14 protein-coding genes are annotated in these 18,691 nt (G+C 44.5%); 10 read left to right on the forward strand and 4 right to left on the reverse strand.

What is annotated here, in order from left to right; translation table 11 throughout:
* Nucleotides 1-60: 60 nt before the first annotated feature.
* Genes fimA through P5Y91_RS06690 form a run of 3 tightly spaced genes read right to left on the reverse strand, consistent with a single transcriptional unit; the run spans nucleotide 61 to nucleotide 2,563 of the window.
* Nucleotides 61-990: a metal ABC transporter substrate-binding lipoprotein/fibrin-binding adhesin FimA gene (fimA, locus tag P5Y91_RS06680; RefSeq protein WP_195487387.1), complete on the reverse strand. Its 930-nt coding sequence runs from the start codon at nucleotides 988-990 to the stop codon at nucleotides 61-63.
* An 11-nt stretch (nucleotides 991-1,001) separates the two neighbouring features.
* The gene (locus tag P5Y91_RS06685; RefSeq protein WP_003009914.1) at nucleotides 1,002-1,844 is read right to left on the reverse strand and encodes a metal ABC transporter permease; all 843 of its coding nucleotides are present in this window, start codon (nucleotides 1,842-1,844) and stop codon (nucleotides 1,002-1,004) included.
* Nucleotides 1,841-2,563: a metal ABC transporter ATP-binding protein gene (locus P5Y91_RS06690; RefSeq protein WP_277839176.1), complete on the reverse strand. Its 723-nt coding sequence runs from the start codon at nucleotides 2,561-2,563 to the stop codon at nucleotides 1,841-1,843. The genes P5Y91_RS06685 and P5Y91_RS06690 overlap by 4 nt, the downstream gene beginning before the upstream one ends.
* A gap of 148 nt (nucleotides 2,564-2,711) precedes the next feature.
* On the opposite strand from P5Y91_RS06690, the gene P5Y91_RS06695 reads away from it, so the two are divergent.
* Both P5Y91_RS06695 and P5Y91_RS06700 read left to right on the forward strand, forming a co-directional pair.
* A complete protein-coding gene (locus tag P5Y91_RS06695) occupies nucleotides 2,712-4,607 on the forward strand; it encodes a M13 family metallopeptidase (RefSeq protein WP_277839177.1) in 1,896 nt (631 codons plus the stop codon).
* 399 nt (nucleotides 4,608-5,006) lie between these two features.
* Entirely contained in the window at nucleotides 5,007-6,098 is a 1,092-nt protein-coding gene (locus P5Y91_RS06700) for a glycerol dehydrogenase (protein WP_277839178.1), read from the forward strand.
* Nucleotides 6,099-6,156: 58 nt separating this feature from the next.
* Here P5Y91_RS06700 and P5Y91_RS06705 read toward each other — a convergent pair whose 3' ends face one another.
* Nucleotides 6,157-7,479 (reverse strand): DUF1958 domain-containing protein, encoded by a 1,323-nt coding sequence (locus P5Y91_RS06705; protein ID WP_277839179.1) that lies wholly within the window; start codon nucleotides 7,477-7,479, stop codon nucleotides 6,157-6,159.
* 164 nt (nucleotides 7,480-7,643) lie between these two features.
* Between P5Y91_RS06705 and P5Y91_RS06710 the strand changes: the two genes are divergently transcribed.
* The 8 genes from P5Y91_RS06710 to P5Y91_RS06745 all read left to right on the forward strand — a co-directional run bounded on the left by P5Y91_RS06710 (nucleotide 7,644) and on the right by P5Y91_RS06745 (nucleotide 18,507).
* On the forward strand, nucleotides 7,644-9,620 hold the full coding sequence (locus P5Y91_RS06710) for a peptide ABC transporter substrate-binding protein (RefSeq protein ID WP_118397270.1): 1,977 nt from the start codon (nucleotides 7,644-7,646) through the stop codon (nucleotides 9,618-9,620).
* Between the two features lie 123 nt (nucleotides 9,621-9,743).
* Entirely contained in the window at nucleotides 9,744-12,245 is a 2,502-nt protein-coding gene (gene leuS, locus P5Y91_RS06715) for a leucine--tRNA ligase (RefSeq protein ID WP_118397273.1), read from the forward strand.
* 311 nt (nucleotides 12,246-12,556) lie between these two features.
* Nucleotides 12,557-13,006: a MarR family winged helix-turn-helix transcriptional regulator gene (locus P5Y91_RS06720; protein ID WP_118397276.1), complete on the forward strand. Its 450-nt coding sequence runs from the start codon at nucleotides 12,557-12,559 to the stop codon at nucleotides 13,004-13,006.
* Between the two features lie 18 nt (nucleotides 13,007-13,024).
* Nucleotides 13,025-13,879, forward strand: coding sequence for an SDR family oxidoreductase (locus P5Y91_RS06725; protein ID WP_118397279.1), 855 nt, complete (start codon nucleotides 13,025-13,027; stop codon nucleotides 13,877-13,879).
* Nucleotides 13,872-14,600: an ABC transporter ATP-binding protein gene (locus P5Y91_RS06730; RefSeq protein WP_118397282.1), complete on the forward strand. Its 729-nt coding sequence runs from the start codon at nucleotides 13,872-13,874 to the stop codon at nucleotides 14,598-14,600. Before P5Y91_RS06725 ends, P5Y91_RS06730 begins: the two co-directional genes overlap by 8 nt.
* On the forward strand, nucleotides 14,593-16,113 hold the full coding sequence (locus tag P5Y91_RS06735) for an ABC transporter permease/substrate-binding protein (protein WP_118397284.1): 1,521 nt from the start codon (nucleotides 14,593-14,595) through the stop codon (nucleotides 16,111-16,113). Before P5Y91_RS06730 ends, P5Y91_RS06735 begins: the two co-directional genes overlap by 8 nt.
* A gap of 178 nt (nucleotides 16,114-16,291) precedes the next feature.
* Nucleotides 16,292-16,987 carry a gamma-glutamyl-gamma-aminobutyrate hydrolase family protein gene (locus P5Y91_RS06740; protein WP_021154354.1) on the forward strand — a complete coding sequence of 232 codons (696 nt, stop codon included), beginning with the start codon at nucleotides 16,292-16,294 and terminating at the stop codon, nucleotides 16,985-16,987.
* 134 nt (nucleotides 16,988-17,121) lie between these two features.
* The gene (locus P5Y91_RS06745) at nucleotides 17,122-18,507 is read left to right on the forward strand and encodes a glycoside hydrolase family 1 protein (protein ID WP_003009948.1); all 1,386 of its coding nucleotides are present in this window, start codon (nucleotides 17,122-17,124) and stop codon (nucleotides 18,505-18,507) included.
* The last annotated feature ends 184 nt before the right edge of the window (nucleotides 18,508-18,691 follow it).

An 18,691-nucleotide genomic window follows, 5' to 3' on the forward strand; every position in this document is an offset into this window, starting at 1 on the left:
GTACATCAATGAAGGGGGAAGAGCCACTGATTTGTTTGAGAATCTAATCAGTTTGGAATCTTATTTGTTCAAACCTTCTGCGATTTTCTCCAAATTCCATTTCATCATGCTGTAGTAGCTGTCGCCTTCTTCGCCTTCTTTAGCGATCGAGTCAGTAAAGATTTTTGAAAAGATAGGGATATTGGTATCCTTAGACACAGTTTTCATAGGGCGTTCATCGACACTGGATTCGACAAAGAGGGACGGTACCTTAGTTTGACGCAATTTCTCTACCAGTGTTTTGATTTGTTCGGGAGTCCCTTCTTCTTCAGTGTTGATTTCCCAGATATAGGCAGATGGGACGCCATAGGCTTTTGAGAAGTACTTGAAGCAACCTTCGCTGGTTACGATCATCTTCTTGTCTGCTGGGATGTTATTGAATGCTTGTTTGGCTTTTTGGTCGAGCTTACTGAGTTTTTCAGTATAAGCAGCTAGATTCTTTTCGTAGAAGTCCTTGTTTTTCGGATCTTTGGCGATCAATTGTTTGGCAATGTTTTTAGCGTAGAGGATCCCGTTTTCGAGATTGAGCCAAGCGTGTGGGTCTTCTTTTCCAGCTTGGTTTTGGCCTTCTAGATAGATGACATCGACTCCCTCGCTAACTGCGAAATAGTCCTTGTTTTCAACTTTATTGGCATTTTTGACCAACTTGGTAAACCAAGCATTGCCACCGGTTTCGAGATTGATCCCGTTGTAGAAGATCAGGTCTGCTTGCGAAGTTTTTTTGACATCTTCTGGTAGTGGTTCGTATTCGTGGGGATCTTTGCCGACGGGAACGATACTGTGCAGTTCGATCTTATCCCCAGCAATATTTTTGGTCATATCTGCAAGGATCGAATTGGTGGTGACCACTTTCAATTTACCAGAAGCTCCAGAAGAAGAACCCTTGCTACAGGCTAGAAGACCGAATAAGAGCGCCACAAAGAGGGCGAGGACAGAAGCGATTTTTTTCATGTGTTTCTCCTTTAATGAGATGAAAGAGCGTGCTTGTTCTTTCTCTGCTTAGGAGCGATAAAAAAGCTGATGAGAAAGAAGACGGCAGAAGTGAGGACAATACAAGACCCAACGGCGATGTTCAAACTATAGCCAATAAAGAGTCCCAGAACGGATGCAAGAGCGCCTAGGCTAGAGGACAAGAGCATCATGGACCAGAGGCTATTGGCATAGAGATAGGCTGTCGCAGCAGGTGTGATGAGCATGGCGACGATCAGAATGGTCCCGACACTTTGCATAGCAGTGACAGAAACCAAAGTCAAGAGCACCATGAGGAGGTAGTGATAGATCTTGACCCGAACGCCCATGGATTGAGCCAGAACGGGATCAAAAGAAGTGAGCAGCAAGGGACGAAAGAGCAGGACAATTACCAGCAAGACCGCCACCCCAACACCGATGGTCATCCACATATCCTGGTCTTGCACGGCCAAGATATTCCCAAAGAGGATGTGGAAGAGGTCGGTGGAACTTTTGGCGACTCCAATCAGGATGACTCCTAAGGCAAGGAAAGAAGAAAAGGTAATCCCTATCGCTGTGTCGCTCTTGATGATGGAGTTACTCTTGATATAGGTGATAAGGATGGAAGCTAGAAGCCCAAAGACAATGGCGCCAATAAAGAAATTGATGCCAAGGATAAAGGACAGGGCCACCCCTGGAAGGACTGCGTGCGAGATAGCATCTCCCATGAGAGACATGCCTCGCAAAATAATGAAGCATCCGACAGCTCCAGCGACAATACCAATGGCAATGGCTGTGATCAGGGCATTCTGTAAGAAGTGGAATTGCTGTAATCCATCGATAAATTCTGTAATCATCCGACTCCACCTCCTATAAAGAGTTCATGCCCATAGGCTGCATGCAGATTCTCCTTGGTAAAGGTTTCCTCTGTTTTTCCAAAAGCGATCAGCTTGCGGTGAAGGAGGAGGACCTGGTCGAAATAAGCTGGGACCTTGCTGAGATCGTGATGGACGATCAGAATGGTCTTGCCTTCTTGTTTCAAGGTCTGAAGGGTCTGCATGATAATGTCTTCGCTGACGGAGTCAATCCCTGCGAAGGGCTCATCCAAAAAGATGACATCTGCTTCTTGGACCAAGCAGCGGGCGATTAGCACCCGTTGGAATTGCCCTCCCGAAAGCTGGCCGATCTGGCGATCTGCTAGATCAAGAAGATTGACAAGTTTCAAGGCATTTTCCACTTTTTGGAGATCTTCTTTACTTTTTCGCTTGAAGATCGGAAGATGGGGGTAGAGGCCCAGTGAGACACACTCCCGCACCGTGATGGGGAAGTGGAAATCAATAGCGGATTTCTGTTCGACGTAGGCCACTCGTTGAAGAGCTTGGCCGAGATCTTTTTGATCGAGCAGGACCTTTCCCGAATGAGGGAGAAGTCCTAGCATGGCCTTGATCAGGGTTGATTTTCCAGCTCCGTTGGGTCCAAGAATGCCTAGGATGGTTGGACCCTGGATGGTGAGGGAAAGATCCTCCAAGGCCAGTGTTTGCTGGTAAGCAACACTTAGATGTTCAATTTGAATCATGATTTTGCTCCTTTACCATTAATATACATAAATAAAAAAATTAAGTCAAGTTAATTTTTAAAATAATTTAGATTAACTTACTTGTAATCATTGAAAAAAGTTCCTATTTTTGATAAGGTTAATAGAAAAGAATGAAAGCGAGAAGATCATGGTACGTTTACAAGATGATTTTTATGATTACGTCAATGGGGAATGGGCTGAGACAGCTGTGATTCCTGATGACAAACCGTCAACTGGTGGTTTTATGGACTTAGATCGAGACATCGAAAACTTGATGTTGGATATCACTGGGAAATGGCAACGGGGAGAAGAGCTGCCTGAAGACAGCATTCTGCAAAACTTTGTCAAATACCATAAAATGGTGGCAGATTTTGATGCACGGGAAGCAGCTGGTGTAGCACCAGCCATGCCCTTGATCAATGAAATCAAGGCCTTGTCTTCTTTTGAAGACTATACCAGCAAGCTGGGAGCCTATGAACTAGCTGGCAAACCAAATATCATGCCATTTAGCGTGTCACCAGACTATATGAATGCCCAAATGAATGTCTTGTGGGGAGAAGCGCCGGCTCATATCTTGCCAGATACGACCTACTATGAAGAAGGCAACGAAAAAGGCCCAGAACTACTGGCTATCTGGCGCCAAATGATGGAAAAACTTTTACCTAAATTTGAATTCTCAGAGGCAGAAATCAAAGATATCCTGGATAAGGTCATTGCGTCGGATGCAGAATTGGCCAAATATATCTTGTCAAATGAAGAAAGATCCGAGTACAACAAACTCTACCATCCTTATGAGTGGGCAGATTTCAAGGCCTTGGTTCCAGAATTGCCACTCGATACTTTCTTTACAGAAGTGATCGGACAAACTCCGGATAAAATCATCGTTCCAGAAGAGCGTTTCTGGAAGGAATTCGCACCAACATTCTATTCAGCAGCCAACTGGGAAACTATTCATGCAAGATTGAAACTCGGTGCAGCCGTAGATTGGACTTTATTCTTGACCGAAGAAATCCGTGTCTTGGCTGGTGAATATAGTCGTACGATTGCAGGTGTTCCAGAACCTCGTCCAAAAGAAAAGGCGGCCTTGTCATTAGCAGAAGTACCATATAGCCAAGCGCTTGGACTCTGGTATGCGGGAGAAAAATTTTCACCAGAAGCAAAAGCAGATGTAGAGCATAAAGTAGCGACCATGATTGACGTCTACAAGGAGCGCTTAGAAAAAGCAGACTGGCTCGCTCCTGAAACTCGCGAAAAAGCCATTGTCAAACTCAATGTCATCACACCACATATCGGCTACCCTGAAAAATTACCAGAAACATACGCCAAAAAGATCATCGATGAGAGCAAAACATTGGTTGAAAATGCTCAAGCTCTCTATGAAATTTCCATTGCCCATACTTGGAGCAAGTGGAACCAACCAGTTGATCGGAGCGAATGGCACATGCCAGCTAATATGGTCAATGCCTACTATGATCCGCAACAGAACCAAATCGTCTTCCCAGCAGCGATTTTACAAGCACCTTTCTATGACCTTCACCAATCATCATCAGCCAACTACGGCGGAATCGGTGCAGTCATTGCCCATGAAATCTCCCACGCATTTGACACCAATGGAGCATCCTTTGACGAGCACGGTAGCTTGAAAGACTGGTGGAAACCAGAAGATTACGAAGCCTTTACCGCTCGCACGCAAAAAGTCATCGATCAGTTCGAAGGTCAAGACTCTTACGGTGCCAAGATCAACGGGAAATTGACCGTTTCTGAAAACGTAGCAGACCTCGGTGGTATCGCTGCAGCCCTTGAAGCCGCTAAGAAAGAGGAAGATTTCTCAGCAGAAGAATTCTTCACCAACTTTGCTCGCATCTGGCGCATGAAAGCTCGGACAGAGTACATGCAACTCCTCGCAAGTGTCGATGTCCACGCACCAGGAAAACTCCGCACCAATGTCCAATTACCAAACTTTGACGAATTCTTTGAAACCTTTGATGTCAAAGAAGGCGACGGCATGTGGCGCGCACCAGAAGATCGTGTGATCATTTGGTAGTTTAAGATACTAAGCCCGTAAAAAAGCGAGAAGAAAATAGGAGATTGACCATGTGGGCCAGGCCCACCAGTCAATCTCTCTTTTTCTCGACGCTTTTAGGGCGAGTTCAATTTCGCGATACTAGTTTTGTTGATCAAAGGAAGTAGTCTCGACTTCAGTTAAGTGATTGATTTTCTCAATGCTTGTAAAAAAATAAAAATCCCCAAAGCCAAGTTTCAATCTACTGAAACTAGCTTTGGGGATTTTTGATAATAAGATTCATCAAATAAAAATGAAACGCTTCCAATGACCGCGTGAACAGATAAATTTAATTGATTGGAGCCTTGTATAATTCTTTGAATTTCATAGAAATAAATGCTACTATGGGTGTGAACTAAATAAATTTTAAAGGAGCAGACTATGAGAAATTTTGCAAGTCCGTCACGTTACATTCAAGGGGAAAATGCCTTGTTTGAAAATGCGCAATCTATTTCAGAATTAGGGACTCACCCTGTTTTACTATGTGATTCAGTGGTTTATGATATCGTAGGGAAACGTTTTGAAGAATACCTTGGTCAAAATGGGCTTACGGTTTTGCCAGTCTTCTTTAATGGAGAAGCTTCTGACAACGAAATCAATCGTGTGGTTAGTCTGGCAGAAGAAAATGGCTGTAATTTGGTCATTGGACTTGGTGGAGGAAAAACCATCGATAGTGCAAAAGCTATTGCTGATCTTCTAAAATCACCAGTTGTGATTGCTCCGACCATCGCCTCTACAGATGCTCCCGTTTCCGCCTTGTCGGTTATCTATACGGATGAGGGTGCCTTTGAGCGCTATATCTTCTATTCTAAGAACCCAGAATTGGTCTTGGTGGATAGCAAAGTGATCTCTCAAGCACCAAAACGCTTGCTCGCTTCTGGTATCGCAGATGGCCTAGCAACTTGGGTAGAAGCGCGTGCAGTGATGCAAGCGAATGGAAAAACCATGTTGGGTCAACGACAAACCTTAGCGGGTGTCGCCATTGCACAACGTTGTGAAGAAACCTTATTTGCTGATGGTCTCCAAGCCATGGCTGCTTGTGAAGCCAAAGTTGTAACCCCTGCTCTTGAAAACATCATTGAAGCCAATACCCTTCTTAGCGGGATTGGGTTTGAAAGTGGTGGGTTAGCAGCTGCCCATGCCATCCATAATGGCTTTACAGCCCTTACTGGAGACATCCACCATTTGACTCATGGTGAAAAAGTAGCCTACGGAACGTTAGTTCAATTGTTCTTGGAAAACCGTCCGAAGGAAGAATTGAATAAATACATTCGTTTCTATCAACAAATCGGTATGCCAACAACTCTGAAAGAAATGCATCTTGAAACTGCAAGTTATGAAGATCTTCTCAAAGTTGGTCAACAAGCCACCATCGAAGGAGAAACCATCCATCAAATGCCATTTGAGGTGAAGGCTTCTGATATTGCCCAAGCCATCGTAGCAGTAGATGCCTATGTTCAAGGTTTGGCCTAAGATGACTTTGTCAACAAACCAAGAACTCCCATACCTTATGGTATTGGGAGTTCTTTTTCTATTTTCTTCTTTTTGGATCGGTTTGTTTAAAGATCAGGTATAAAATTCCGGCAGGCAGGAAGCAGAAGAGCCACATGACATCGAGTCCCTTGCTTTTACTGCTAGAGGTCGTTGTTTTAGACTCACTGACAGCCACTCCCGGTTTAATGCTTGGAGATACCTGTTGCAAGCCGTTCTGAACGACTAGGCGGTTGTCTTCCAGTTTAAGGGCTGGCTTCGTCCCCTTCTTAACGGTCGCATAGAAGTCTTGCTTCAAGTGAATTGTCTTCCCGTCGATGGTATGATCGCCTGCAGAAAGGATTTTTTTATACTGGTAGTCTGCGAACATTTTCTCAGCCAAGGTATTCCCGATTTGATTGCGGTAACTTTCGGCGATCTCGACATCATAGTTCCCAACCCCCAAAATGACTTCGATAATCCGCTGTTTCCCCCGCTTGGTAGTCGCGGTGTAGTTGTAGTCAGCAGTCGGGCTAGATCCAGTTTTGAGTCCATCTGTTCCTTTAAGGGCGAATTTTCCACCTTCGAGCGAAGTATTGTAGTTATCGTAGCTTTGCTCGTAGGGGGTTCCTTCCATGATCGTAGTGTGAGCTTGCTTGGTGTATTCCAACATTTCTGGCAGGTCGTTTACGATGTGATAAGCCAGAATAGACATGTCCCGCGCTGTGATTTCGTTATTCGCATTGACATCGTAGCGCTGAGGGTTGTAGTAGCCCTGAAGCACCGAGATCATCGCTCCATTTGGATTGTGCCATTTGGTATGGCTCATCCCCATTTCTTGTGCGTACTGATTCATTAAGTCCAAAAACTTATCGGGATCATTGTCAGTAACGGCGTTGGCCAGCATAATCACGGCCGCACTGGAAGATGGAACAAAGAGCATCTTGATCAATTCAGATACTTTGTAGTCAACACCAGCTACAATAGGTGAGTTACTTAACAGATTGTTTTCCGAGATGGCTTGGTCTGCCTCTGTTGCTGTAACCACGGTATCATATTTGATCTTGCCTTCTTTGAGGGCCCGAAAGACCACATAGGCACTCATGAGTTTGGCCATGCTTCCGGAGTCCCGGACCGTGTCGATATTGTCTCCGTACAAAATGGCTCCAGTATTGGCGTCGATGACGATGTCAGCCTTAGGCTTGTAAAAATCGTCCAATACCAGTCCAGCATCAGCTGCGATTTTCATGACATCTTCTTGCTGGTAGATGTCATCCGCAAAAGCAGTGGAAATAGGGCCTAATGTCAAGACTCCTACAAGGAGGGACAAGAGGCTGCGTTTTAGTCGTTTGTGTAAATGTCTCACATAATTCATAGATTCCATTATATCATACAGGCCAGGGATTCAACTTAAAAAATTTTAGAAAAAGTAGAAATTGAAAAAATAAAGGAAAAATAGAATAATTTCGCAGTAAAAGCGTTTACATTTCCCTAGAAAGTGCTATAATTTAAATTGAGTATAACATTTTTTACAATGAGGTGATTTATATGAACAAAGGGAAGGTACTCTTAGCTACCAGCGCTCTGCTTTTATCAGCTGGTGTACTGGCAGCCTGCTCAGGAGGGAAATCTGGAAGTTCCGGCGATCAGACTTTTAGCTATGTCTATACCCAGGATCCGGATACTCTCGACTATTCGATTTCTAATAAAAAATCGACTTCCGAGTTTACAGGAAATGCGATAGATGGCTTGTTGGAAGTGGACAAGTACGGGAACTTGATCCCATCGCTTGCTAAAGACTGGACTGTTTCCAAGGATGGCTTGACCTATACTTATAAACTCCGTAAAGGGGTCAAATGGATGACTTCTGAAGGGGAAGAATATGGAGAAGTCAAAGCCCAAGACTTTGTCACAGGCCTCAAACACGCGGCAGACAAGAAATCACAAGCGATTTACTTGGTCCAAAAATCTGTCAAAGGCTTGGATGATTATGTTTCAGGGAAGACATCTGATTTCTCAACTGTTGGTGTGAAAGCTATTGACGATTACACCGTTCAATATACCTTGAGCCAACCGGAAAGTTTCTGGAATTCTAAGACTACGATGGGGATCTTGATGCCGGTTAACGAAGAATTCCTGAAATCTAAAGGAGATGACTATGGTCAAGGGACTTCTCCATCTAGTATCCTCTACTGCGGTCCTTATTTGATCAAGTCCATCACTTCTAAATCTTCTGCGATATTGGAAAAGAACCCAACATACTGGGATGCGGATAATGTTAAGATCAGTAAAGTGAAGCTGACCTATTATGATGGACAAGACTCAGAATCCTTGATTCGTGGGTTTGATAACGGCGACTATACAGTTGCCCGTGTCTTCCCAAATGGTTCCAACTATAAGAGTGTAGAGAAGAAGCATAAGGACGACATTGTCTATACTGACCAAGGTTCCTCTACCTACAACCTTTCCTTCAACATTGACCGTCAGGCCTATGAAATCACAAAGAAGACCACGGATGCTCAAAAGACTTCAACTAAGAAAGCAATCTTAAATAAGGACTTCCGTCAAGCCATTATGTTTGCCTTCAACCGCAAGGCTTATGTAGCGCAAACTAACGGGGAAGCGGGTGCCAATAAGGTGATCCGTAATACCTTTACGCCACCAAACTTTGTCCAAATCGATGGCAAACAATTTGGTGATGCAGTAGAAAAAGACTTGGAAGCTTATGGGGATGAATGGAAAGGGGTCTCTGTCGCAGATGGAAAAGACACCCTCTACAATCCAACCAAGGCCAAAGAAGAGTTTGCCAAAGCCAAGGCAGATTTGCAAGCTCAAGGAGTTGAATTCCCAATTCATTTGGACCTTCCAACTTCTTCAACTTATACAGAAGGGATCAAACAAGCTCAATCCTTTAAACAGTCAGTTGAATCTACACTAGGAGCAGAAAATATTGTCATCGATTTGAATATGATTTCTGAAGATGATCTGCAACGGGTTACCTACTTTGCTGAAAGTGCTTCGCAACAAGACTGGGATTTGAACAATAACTTGGGTTGGAGTCCAGACTATACGGACCCATCTTCTTACATCGACATCACTAGTGGTAAATCCGGCGAAAACGCCAATTCTTACTTTGGATTCGATGCTGGTACGGATAATGCAGCCGCAAAAGCAGCTGGTTTTGATGAATATGATCAATTGATCGAAGATGCGCATAATGAAACCAAAGATGTGAACAAGCGTTACGAAAAATATGCTGCCGCTCAAGCTTGGTTGACCGATAGTGCCCTCTTGATTCCGATCCATTCAGATGGAGCTTCTCCAGTCGTTCGTAAGACTGTACCATACTCTGCAGCCTTTGCTTGGACAGGCCACAAGGGTCAATCCTTCAACTATAAATATTTAGAAGTTCAAGACAAGGTCGTATCGGCTAAAGACTATGACAAAGCGCGTGATCAATGGAAGAAAGAAAAAGAAAAATCCAATAAAAAAGCGCAAGAAGAACTTGAAAAGCATGTGAAATAGACTTTTCTTGAAGAAAACAGGAGAGACAGGTCCCGTATGGGACCTGTCTTTTTCTTTGTCTGAACCTTTAAAAATCGCCTAAAAATGGTATAATAGGAGCATCACGAAAATTGGAGAGACGCTATGAGTTTTTACAATCATAAAGAAATCGAGCCTAAGTGGCAAAAATACTGGGCTGACCACCACACCTTTAAGACAGGAACAGATGCTTCAAAACCTAAGTTTTATGCGCTTGACATGTTCCCTTACCCATCTGGAGCGGGTCTTCACGTAGGACACCCAGAAGGCTACACAGCAACAGATATCCTTAGCCGTTTCAAACGTGCGCAAGGTTACAATGTCCTTCACCCAATGGGATGGGATGCTTTTGGTTTGCCTGCTGAGCAATACGCTATGGATACAGGGAATGACCCAGCGGAATTCACAGCAGAAAACATCGCTAACTTCAAACGCCAAATCAATGCGCTTGGCTTCTCTTACGACTGGGACCGTGAAGTCAATACGACAGATCCAAACTACTACAAGTGGACGCAATGGATCTTCACTAAGCTTTACGAAAAAGGTTTGGCTTATGAAGCTGAAGTACCAGTAAACTGGGTTGAGGAACTAGGAACAGCTATCGCTAACGAAGAAGTTCTTCCAGATGGAACCTCTGAGCGTGGTGGCTATCCAGTTGTCCGCAAACCAATGCGCCAATGGATGCTTAAAATCACTGCCTATGCGGAACGTTTGCTCAACGACTTGGATGACCTTGACTGGCCAGAGTCTATCAAGGACATGCAACGCAACTGGATTGGTAAATCAACTGGTGCTAACGTTACTTTCAAAGTAAAAGGGACTGACAAGGAATTCACCGTCTTTACAACTCGTCCGGATACCCTTTTCGGTGCGACCTTCACTGTTTTGGCTCCTGAACATGAACTAGTAGATGCCATCACGACACCTGAACAAGCTGAGGCTGTAGCGGACTACAAACACCAAGCTAGCCTTAAATCAGACTTGGCTCGTACAGACCTTGCCAAGGAAAAAACAGGGGTTTGGACTGGTGCTTATGCTATCAACCCTGTCAATGGTAAAGAAATTCCAATCTGGATTGCCGACTATGTTCTTGCTAGCTACGGAACAGGTGCTGTTATGGCCGTACCTGCCCACGACCAACGTGACTGGGAATTTGCAAAACAATTTGGACTTCCAATCGTAGAAGTCTTGGAAGGTGGCAACGTTGAAGAAGCTGCCTATACAGAAGACGGCCTTCACGTCAACTCTGACTTCCTAGATGGACTCAACAAAGAAGAAGCGATTGCTAAAATCGTGTCTTGGCTAGAAGAAAAAGGCTTTGGTCAAGAAAAGGTTACCTATCGTCTCCGCGACTGGCTCTTTAGCCGTCAACGTTACTGGGGTGAACCAATCCCAATCATTCATTGGGAAGATGGGACTTCGACAGCTGTTCCAGAAAGTGAACTCCCACTTGTCTTGCCAGTCACCAAGGATATCCGCCCTTCAGGTACTGGGGAAAGCCCATTGGCCAACTTGACAGACTGGCTGGAAGTGACTCGTGAGGATGGCGTCAAGGGTCGTCGTGAAACCAATACCATGCCACAATGGGCCGGTTCAAGCTGGTACTACCTCCGCTATATCGATCCACACAACACTGAGAAATTGGCTGACGAGGATCTCCTCAAACAATGGTTGCCAATAGATATCTACGTAGGTGGTGCAGAACACGCCGTGCTCCACTTGCTTTACGCTCGTTTCTGGCATAAATTCCTCTATGACCTTGGTGTTGTTCCAACTAAAGAGCCATTCCAAAAACTCTTTAACCAAGGAATGATCTTGGGAACAAGCTACCGTGACCACCGTGGTGCTCTTGTAGCGACTGATAAGGTTGAAAAACGTGACGGTTCCTTCTTCCATGTGGAAACAGGAGAAGAGTTGGAGCAAGCACCAGCTAAGATGTCGAAATCCCTCAAGAACGTGGTCAACCCAGACGATGTGGTGGAACAATACGGTGCGGATACCCTTCGTGTCTATGAAATGTTTATGGGACCACTCGATGCTTCCATCGCTTGGTCAGAAGAAGGTTTGGAAGGAAGCCGTAAATTCCTAGACCGTGTTTATCGTTTGATTACAACCAAAGAAATCGTTGCGGAAAACAATGGCGCTCTTGACAAGGTTTACAACGAAACTGTTAAGGCTGTCACTGAGCAAATCGAGTCTATGAAATTCAACACAGACATTGCTCAGCTCATGGTCTTTGTCAATGCGGCGAATAAGGAAGACAAACTCTATGTGGATTATGCCAAAGGTTTTATACAATTGATCGCTCCATTTGCACCTCACTTGGCAGAAGAACTCTGGCAAACAGTGGCAGCAACAGGCGAATCTATCTCTTATGTAGCTTGGCCAACATGGGACGAAAGCAAATTGGTTGAAGACGAAATCGAAATCGTTGTTCAAATCAAAGGAAAAGTCCGTGCTAAACTCATGGTCGCGAAAGACCTGTCACGCGAAGAATTGCAAGAAGTCGCTCTCTCTGACGAAAAAGTCAAGGCAGAGATTGATGGCAAAGAAATCGTGAAAGTGATTAGTGTCCCTAATAAACTCGTTAATATCGTTGTGAAATAAAAAATAAATCCTTCAGAGTTCAGCTCTGGAGGATTTTTGTGAAAAGGCAAAGAGTCGGTTTGAAAATAGTTGTTGGTTGGATGCGTGATATCAAAAAAGCTTCGGTAGGAAGAAACCTACCGAAGCTTTTTAACAAATTTCATTCTGCATTACAGTGAACATATGTAAAACTCAGTGTTGTTTTACAAGGAGTTTAAATGTTTCTCTTCTTCCAAGGAAAATGTTATTTCTATATCGAAATAGTTGACAGATGTAACAGGCAGTGGTACAATGACTTTGATATTTCGATATAGAAATAAAAAGGAGACAAAATGGACAAGATGCAAGGGGGATACCAAGCTTTACAGATACGCTTATTGAACGGGCGACTTTTTCAAAAACTCTTGAGCAAGGAACCAGATGCCCAATACCGAAGTGAACAGGGAAAAATTTTAACGATTTTGTGGAAGCAAGAGTTGGGGTGCGCTACTGCGACCGATATCGCTCTTGCGACGGGTCTAGCCAATAATACATTGACCAGTATGGTTAAGAAATTGGAAGAACAAGGCTTGGTCACGATTCAACCTTGCACGCAGGATAAAAGGAAAAAATATATCTCTTTGACAGACCTTGGTTGGGCGCAAAAAGAAATCGGTGACCGTGTCAGCAAAGAACTGGGAGAGATTTTTTACCAAGGTTTTTCAGATCAAGAAATCCGAGAATTTGAAGCCTATCAAGAGCGTATTATTGACAATCTAAAAGCTAAAGAAAATGATATGTAGGGAGAGGAAGTAACAGTTATGATTGGAATAACAGGTGTAACAGGGGAAATAGGTGCTTATGTGGCTGATCTTGTCGATCAGCAAGGAATTGCTTCTATCCATCTGGCAAGAAGTCCAGAGCGGGCAACAGTCTACGCGTCAGCGGAAATTCGTAAGATGGTGTATGCCAATACTCCAGAGGTGGTTGAGGCCTTAAAGGGTATCGATGTCTTATTGATGGTCTCTGCTCGGGAAAATCCAGAGCGTGTCAAGGAGCACAAGGAGTTTTTAGATGCCGCAAAGCTAGTGGGGGTGCAGCATATTGTTTATACCTCCTTTTATGGGGCAGATGAGAAGGCAACTTTCACCTTGTCTCGAGATCATGCCCAGACGGAAGCCTATATCAAGGAGTTAGGGTTCACCTACACTTTTTTGAGAGATAATTTTTATTTGGATTTCTTGATTGATATTGCGCTTGAAAATGGAGAGATTCGCGGTCCGGCTGGCAGTGGGCAGGTGTCAGCTGTTGCTCGTAAGGACACATCTAGGGTTGCAGCAGAAATTCTTTTAAACCCTAAGGAATGGGAAAATCAAACCTTGAATCTGACAGGGCCAGAGGATCTTTCCATGGAAGAAATCGTAGCGCTTCTCTCAAAAGAGACCGGTAAGACCATCGCGTATGTGGATGAATCAGTAGAAGAAGCTTATGAGTCTCGGAAAAAATGGCCAGCACAAAACTGGGAGTACGATGCTTGGGTCAGTACCTATACAGCGATTAAAGCTGGGGAGCAAGCCGGAGTTTCAACAGATGTCGAAAAAGTCCTAGACCATCCGGCAAGTAGCTTATTGGATATTCTTAGAGACAGAAAACTTATTGAGGAAGAACATGATTGAATACAAACATGTAGCCTTGCGCTACACGGAAAAGGACATTTTGAAAGATGTCAATCTCCGCATTGAAAATGGAGAATTTATGGTGCTAGTGGGTCCTTCAGGATCTGGAAAGACCACCATGCTCAAGATGGTCAATCGTCTCTTGGAGCCGACTGATGGCAATATCTATATGGATGGAAAACGTATCAAGGACTATGATGAACGGGAGTTACGTCTCAGTACCGGCTATGTCCTTCAAGCCATTGCCCTATTTCCAAACTTGACGGTTTCGGAAAATATAGCTCTTATTCCTGAGATGAAGGGCTGGAGCAAGGAGCAAATCGCTTCTAAGACAGAAGAACTCTTGGATAAGGTGGGGCTTCCTGCGGCAGAGTATGCAAATCGCATGCCTAGTGAATTATCGGGTGGAGAGCAACAGCGGATTGGCATTGTGCGAGCTATCATTGGGGAACCAAAAATTCTATTGATGGACGAGCCTTTTTCGGCCTTGGATGCCATTTCTCGCAAGCAGTTGCAGACTCTTACCAAAGAATTGCACAAAGAATTCGGTATGACCACTATTTTTGTGACCCATGATACGGACGAGGCTTTAAAATTAGGCGACCGGATTGCAGTACTGCAAGAAGGAGAGATTGTACAAGTAGCGGATTCTGAGACCATTCTTGCCCAGCCAGCCAACGACTTTGTCGCAGATCTATTTGGAGGTGCTCACCATGTCTAAACTACTTGCAACCTTTCAAGAACGCTTTGGCGACTGGGTCACTGCACTGGGGCAACATTTGCAACTGTCATTACTGACCTTGCTTCTTGCGATTTTTCTGGCTGTTCCATTAGCTATTTATTTAAGTACACGCAAGAGAGCCAGCAACTGGGTCTTACAGTTAGCTGGGATCTTCCAGACCATTCCTTCCATGGCTCTTTTGGGCCTCTTCATTCCCATCATGGGAATCGGGACGCTTCCGGCCTTAACAGCTCTCGTCATCTATGCCATTTTCCCCATCCTTCAAAATACCATCACCGGTTTGCAAGGGATAGATCCAAGCCTCGAAGAAGCAGGAATTGCCTTTGGGATGACCAAGTGGGAGCGACTCAAGAAGTTCGAGATTCCCTTGGCCATGCCTGTTATCATGTCTGGGATTCGGACAGCAGCCGTGATGATTATCGGCACAGCTACTCTAGCTGCCTTGATTGGAGCAGGGGGACTTGGTTCCTTTATCCTTCTGGGGATTGACCGCAATAATGCCAGTCTGATTTTGATCGGTGCCCTATCTTCTGCCTTCTTGGCCATCGCCTTTAACCTTCTTCTCAAATGGATGGAAAAGGCCAAATTACGGACCATCTTTGCAGCCTTTGCTGTGATGGTTATTGGATTAGGAGCTTCTTATACGCCAAGTCTTCTTCCCAAACCGAAAAAAGAAAACCTGGTCATCGCTGGAAAGTTAGGACCAGAACCTGAAATTCTAGCCAATATGTATAAGATCTTGATCGAGAAAAATACGGATATGACAGTGACTGTCAAACCGAATTTTGGCAAGACCACCTTCCTCTATGAAGCCCTGAAAAAAGGGGATATCGCTATCTATCCAGAGTTTACAGGTACGGTGACCGAAAGTCTCCTCAAGCCAGCACCACAAGTCAGTCATGATCCAGAAGCAGTCTACAAAGCTGCTCGAGATGGGATCAAGCGACAAGACGACCTGGCCTTGCTCAAACCTATGGCTTATCAAAATACCTATGCTGTAGCAGTGCCTAAGAAAATTGCCCAAGAATATGGACTCAAGACCATTTCAGATTTGAAAAAGGTGGAAGGACAACTCAAGGCAGGCTTTACGCTTGAGTTTAACGATCGCGAAGACGGAAACAAGGGCTTGCAGAAGGTCTATGGTCTCCACTTACAAGTCTCCACCATGGAGCCAGCCCTTCGCTACCAGGCGATCCAGTCTGGGGATATTCAAATAACGGATGCCTACTCAACAGATGCTGAACTTGCTCGCTATGACCTGGTGGTCCTCGAAGATGACAAACAACTCTTCCCACCTTATCAAGGGGCGCCCCTCATGAAAGAAGCTCTTCTTAAGAAACATCCCGAATTGGAAGGTGTGCTTAATAAGCTAGCTGGTAAAATCACTGAAAGCCAGATGAGCCAGATGAACTACCAAGTCGGAGTAGAAGGCAAGCCTGCTGCTAAAGTAGCGCATGACTTTTTGGTAAAAGAAGGGTTGATGAAAAATTAACAAACCATTCTCAAGTCTTTGCACTTGAGAATTTTTTAATAGAAAGCAATTTCATATCTTTTCAGCAAGCTTTTGGGTTAGAAGGGGAGACCTTCTCTTCAAAAAAACTCCATTGAGTCTGGCTTGAAATTGTGTTACAATAAGCCTTGAAGATGAATGAAAGAATATGGAAATAAGCATGAAAATAAGACCAGTGATTGGAATTACAGGAAATGAAAGACCCTTCCCAGATGATCCAGACGCGAACATGAGCTATGCGGCGACTGGTTTTGTCGAAGCGGTCAAAGAGGCAGGAGGGATTCCCTTGATCTTGCCGATTGGAGATGCGGCCTTGGCCAAAGACTACATATCGATGATTGATAAGCTCATCATCACCGGTGGACAAAATGTCTTGCCCAAGTTTTACGGAGAAGAAATCACCATCGACAGTGATGACTACCTCTTGAAACGCGATCTCTTTGAGTTGGCCTTGATTGAAGAAGCGCGTGCGGCTAAAAAAGCTATCTTTACCGTCTGCCGTGGGACCCAGCTCTATAATGTCGCTCTAGGGGGAACTCTGTATCAAGATATTGAACACCACTGGCAGGACAATCCAGGTCAGTACACCAGTCAAGAGTTGGTGACCAAGGATCAGACGGTCCTGCAAGAGATCTATGGTAAGACCAGTCGCATCAATTCTTTCCATCATCAAAGTATTAAAGACTTGGCAGATGGCTTAGAAGTAATCGCGCGGGATCCTAAAGATGACATCATAGAAGCCGTTCAATCCACAGATGAGAGCCGTTTCCTCGGAGTTCAGTGGCATCCAGAACTACGTTTTGACAAGAGCCCAGCAGATCGCAAGCTCTTTGAATATGTCGTGACTCAATTATAAAGAGGACCAGCTCCCTTAGGAATTTTTCCTAAGGGGCTTTTTCTTTAATCTGCGTAAGAAAGACTGTAAATTGTGCCTAGGTTTTGGGGGAGGATTCGCTACAATAGAGCTAGTAGAATGAGGAGGATTAGGACATGTATCAATTTCCAAAGGATTTTTTATGGGGGAGTTCGACCTCGGGGCCTCAAACAGAAGGACGTCTAGCCCAGGATGGAAAGGGAGACAATCTCTGGGATTACTGGTATAGGGTCGAGCCCAACCGCTTTTATCAAGGGCAAGGACCAGAGAAAACATCGACTTTTTATGAACACTGGGAAGAAGATCTGGACCTCTTGTTAGAAACCGGCCACACGGCCTTTCGAACCTCTATCCAGTGGTCACGTATTTTCCCAGAAGGACGAGGGGAGATCAATCAAGCAGGTGTTGATTTCTACCGCCGTGTCTTTGAAAAGATTAAAGAAAAAGGGATTCACCTCTTGGTCAACCTCTATCATTTTGATTTACCGATGGCTCTTCAAGAGCAAGGGGATGGTTGGGAAAATAAAGAAACCGCCTATGCTTACCAGGAATATGCGCGTTTTTGTTTCAAGACCTATGGAGATCTGGTCGATCAGTGGATCACCTTTAATGAACCTATTGTCCCTGTAGAATTTGGTTATTTTTATGATGCCCATTTTCCTCATAAGGTAGACGCAGCAGCAGCTGTTAAAGTAGCCTACCACACCCAGCTAGCAAGCTCTCTAGCAGTTAAGGCCTGTCATGAGGTGGATCCTAATTACCGTATCGGGATTGTGCTCAATTTGACACCAGCCTATCCTCGGAGCCAGCATCCAGAAGATGTGAAAGCTGCGCGTATTGCCGAGCTCTTTCAAGCCAAATCTTTTTTAGATCCATCTGTTCTTGGTCATTATCCTGAAGAATTAGTGGAGATCCTACGGGAGCGCGATCTCTTACCGGATTATGATCCCTTTGAATTGCGCTTGATCGAGGAAAATACGGTGGATTACCTAGGGGTTAACTATTACCAACCACTCCGTGTGGCGGCTCCTCGTTATGCTCCAAATCCAGCATCTCCCCTACTCTTTGAACAATTTTATGAACCCTATGTCATGCCAGGTCGCAAGATCAATCCCCACCGAGGTTGGGAAATCTATGAGCAAGGCTTGTATGACATTGCCCAAAATATCAAGGAAAACTATGGCAATATCGAGTGGATCCTGACCGAAAACGGGATGGGAGTTGAAGGAGAGGAAAAATTTCGCAAGGATGGAGTGATCCAAGACGATTACCGGATTGACTTTGTCAAAGACCATCTTCGCGAGCTCCACCGGGCTATTCAAGATGGTGCCAACTGTAAAGGCTATCTGATCTGGACCTTTATTGACTGCTGGTCATGGCTCAATGGCTACAAGAACCGCTATGGTTTAGTTGAGTTGGAGCTCGAAAGTCAAAAACGAACCCTCAAAAAATCTGGTCATTGGTTCCGTAAGTTGAGTCAGCGGAATGGATTTGAAGAGTAGAAAAAGCAACCTATCAACCAAGATGTTGATAGGTTTTTCTTAACCCTCCCTTAACTAGACCAATTTTCTTGAATTTCCTAGTTGACAAACTGGAAGAAGCATTGTATAATGACTCCGCTGGTTGCTTTTTGGTCAAATTAGACTAGACCAATTTTAAAGTAACTGAGAAATCGACCATGGGTCG

The sequence above is a fragment of the Streptococcus taoyuanensis genome, assembly GCF_029589235.1.
In the GTDB taxonomy this organism is placed as follows: Bacteria; Bacillota; Bacilli; order Lactobacillales; family Streptococcaceae; genus Streptococcus; species Streptococcus taoyuanensis.

Coding starts and splice junctions, on each gene's coding strand:
- P5Y91_RS06710 (WP_118397270.1), top strand. CDS start 7,644: ATGAACAAAGGGAAGGTACTCTTAGCTACCAGCGCTCTGCTTTTATCA.
- P5Y91_RS06720 (WP_118397276.1), top strand. CDS start 12,557: ATGGACAAGATGCAAGGGGGATACCAAGCTTTACAGATACGCTTATTG.
- P5Y91_RS06690 (WP_277839176.1), bottom strand. CDS start 2,563: ATGATTCAAATTGAACATCTAAGTGTTGCTTACCAGCAAACACTGGCC.
- fimA (WP_195487387.1), bottom strand. CDS start 990: ATGAAAAAAATCGCTTCTGTCCTCGCCCTCTTTGTGGCGCTCTTATTC.
- leuS (WP_118397273.1), top strand. CDS start 9,744: ATGAGTTTTTACAATCATAAAGAAATCGAGCCTAAGTGGCAAAAATAC.
- P5Y91_RS06725 (WP_118397279.1), top strand. CDS start 13,025: ATGATTGGAATAACAGGTGTAACAGGGGAAATAGGTGCTTATGTGGCT.
- P5Y91_RS06700 (WP_277839178.1), top strand. CDS start 5,007: ATGAGAAATTTTGCAAGTCCGTCACGTTACATTCAAGGGGAAAATGCC.
- P5Y91_RS06740 (WP_021154354.1), top strand. CDS start 16,292: ATGAAAATAAGACCAGTGATTGGAATTACAGGAAATGAAAGACCCTTC.
- P5Y91_RS06695 (WP_277839177.1), top strand. CDS start 2,712: ATGGTACGTTTACAAGATGATTTTTATGATTACGTCAATGGGGAATGG.
- P5Y91_RS06745 (WP_003009948.1), top strand. CDS start 17,122: ATGTATCAATTTCCAAAGGATTTTTTATGGGGGAGTTCGACCTCGGGG.
- P5Y91_RS06735 (WP_118397284.1), top strand. CDS start 14,593: ATGTCTAAACTACTTGCAACCTTTCAAGAACGCTTTGGCGACTGGGTC.
- P5Y91_RS06705 (WP_277839179.1), bottom strand. CDS start 7,479: ATGGAATCTATGAATTATGTGAGACATTTACACAAACGACTAAAACGC.
- P5Y91_RS06685 (WP_003009914.1), bottom strand. CDS start 1,844: ATGATTACAGAATTTATCGATGGATTACAGCAATTCCACTTCTTACAG.
- P5Y91_RS06730 (WP_118397282.1), top strand. CDS start 13,872: ATGATTGAATACAAACATGTAGCCTTGCGCTACACGGAAAAGGACATT.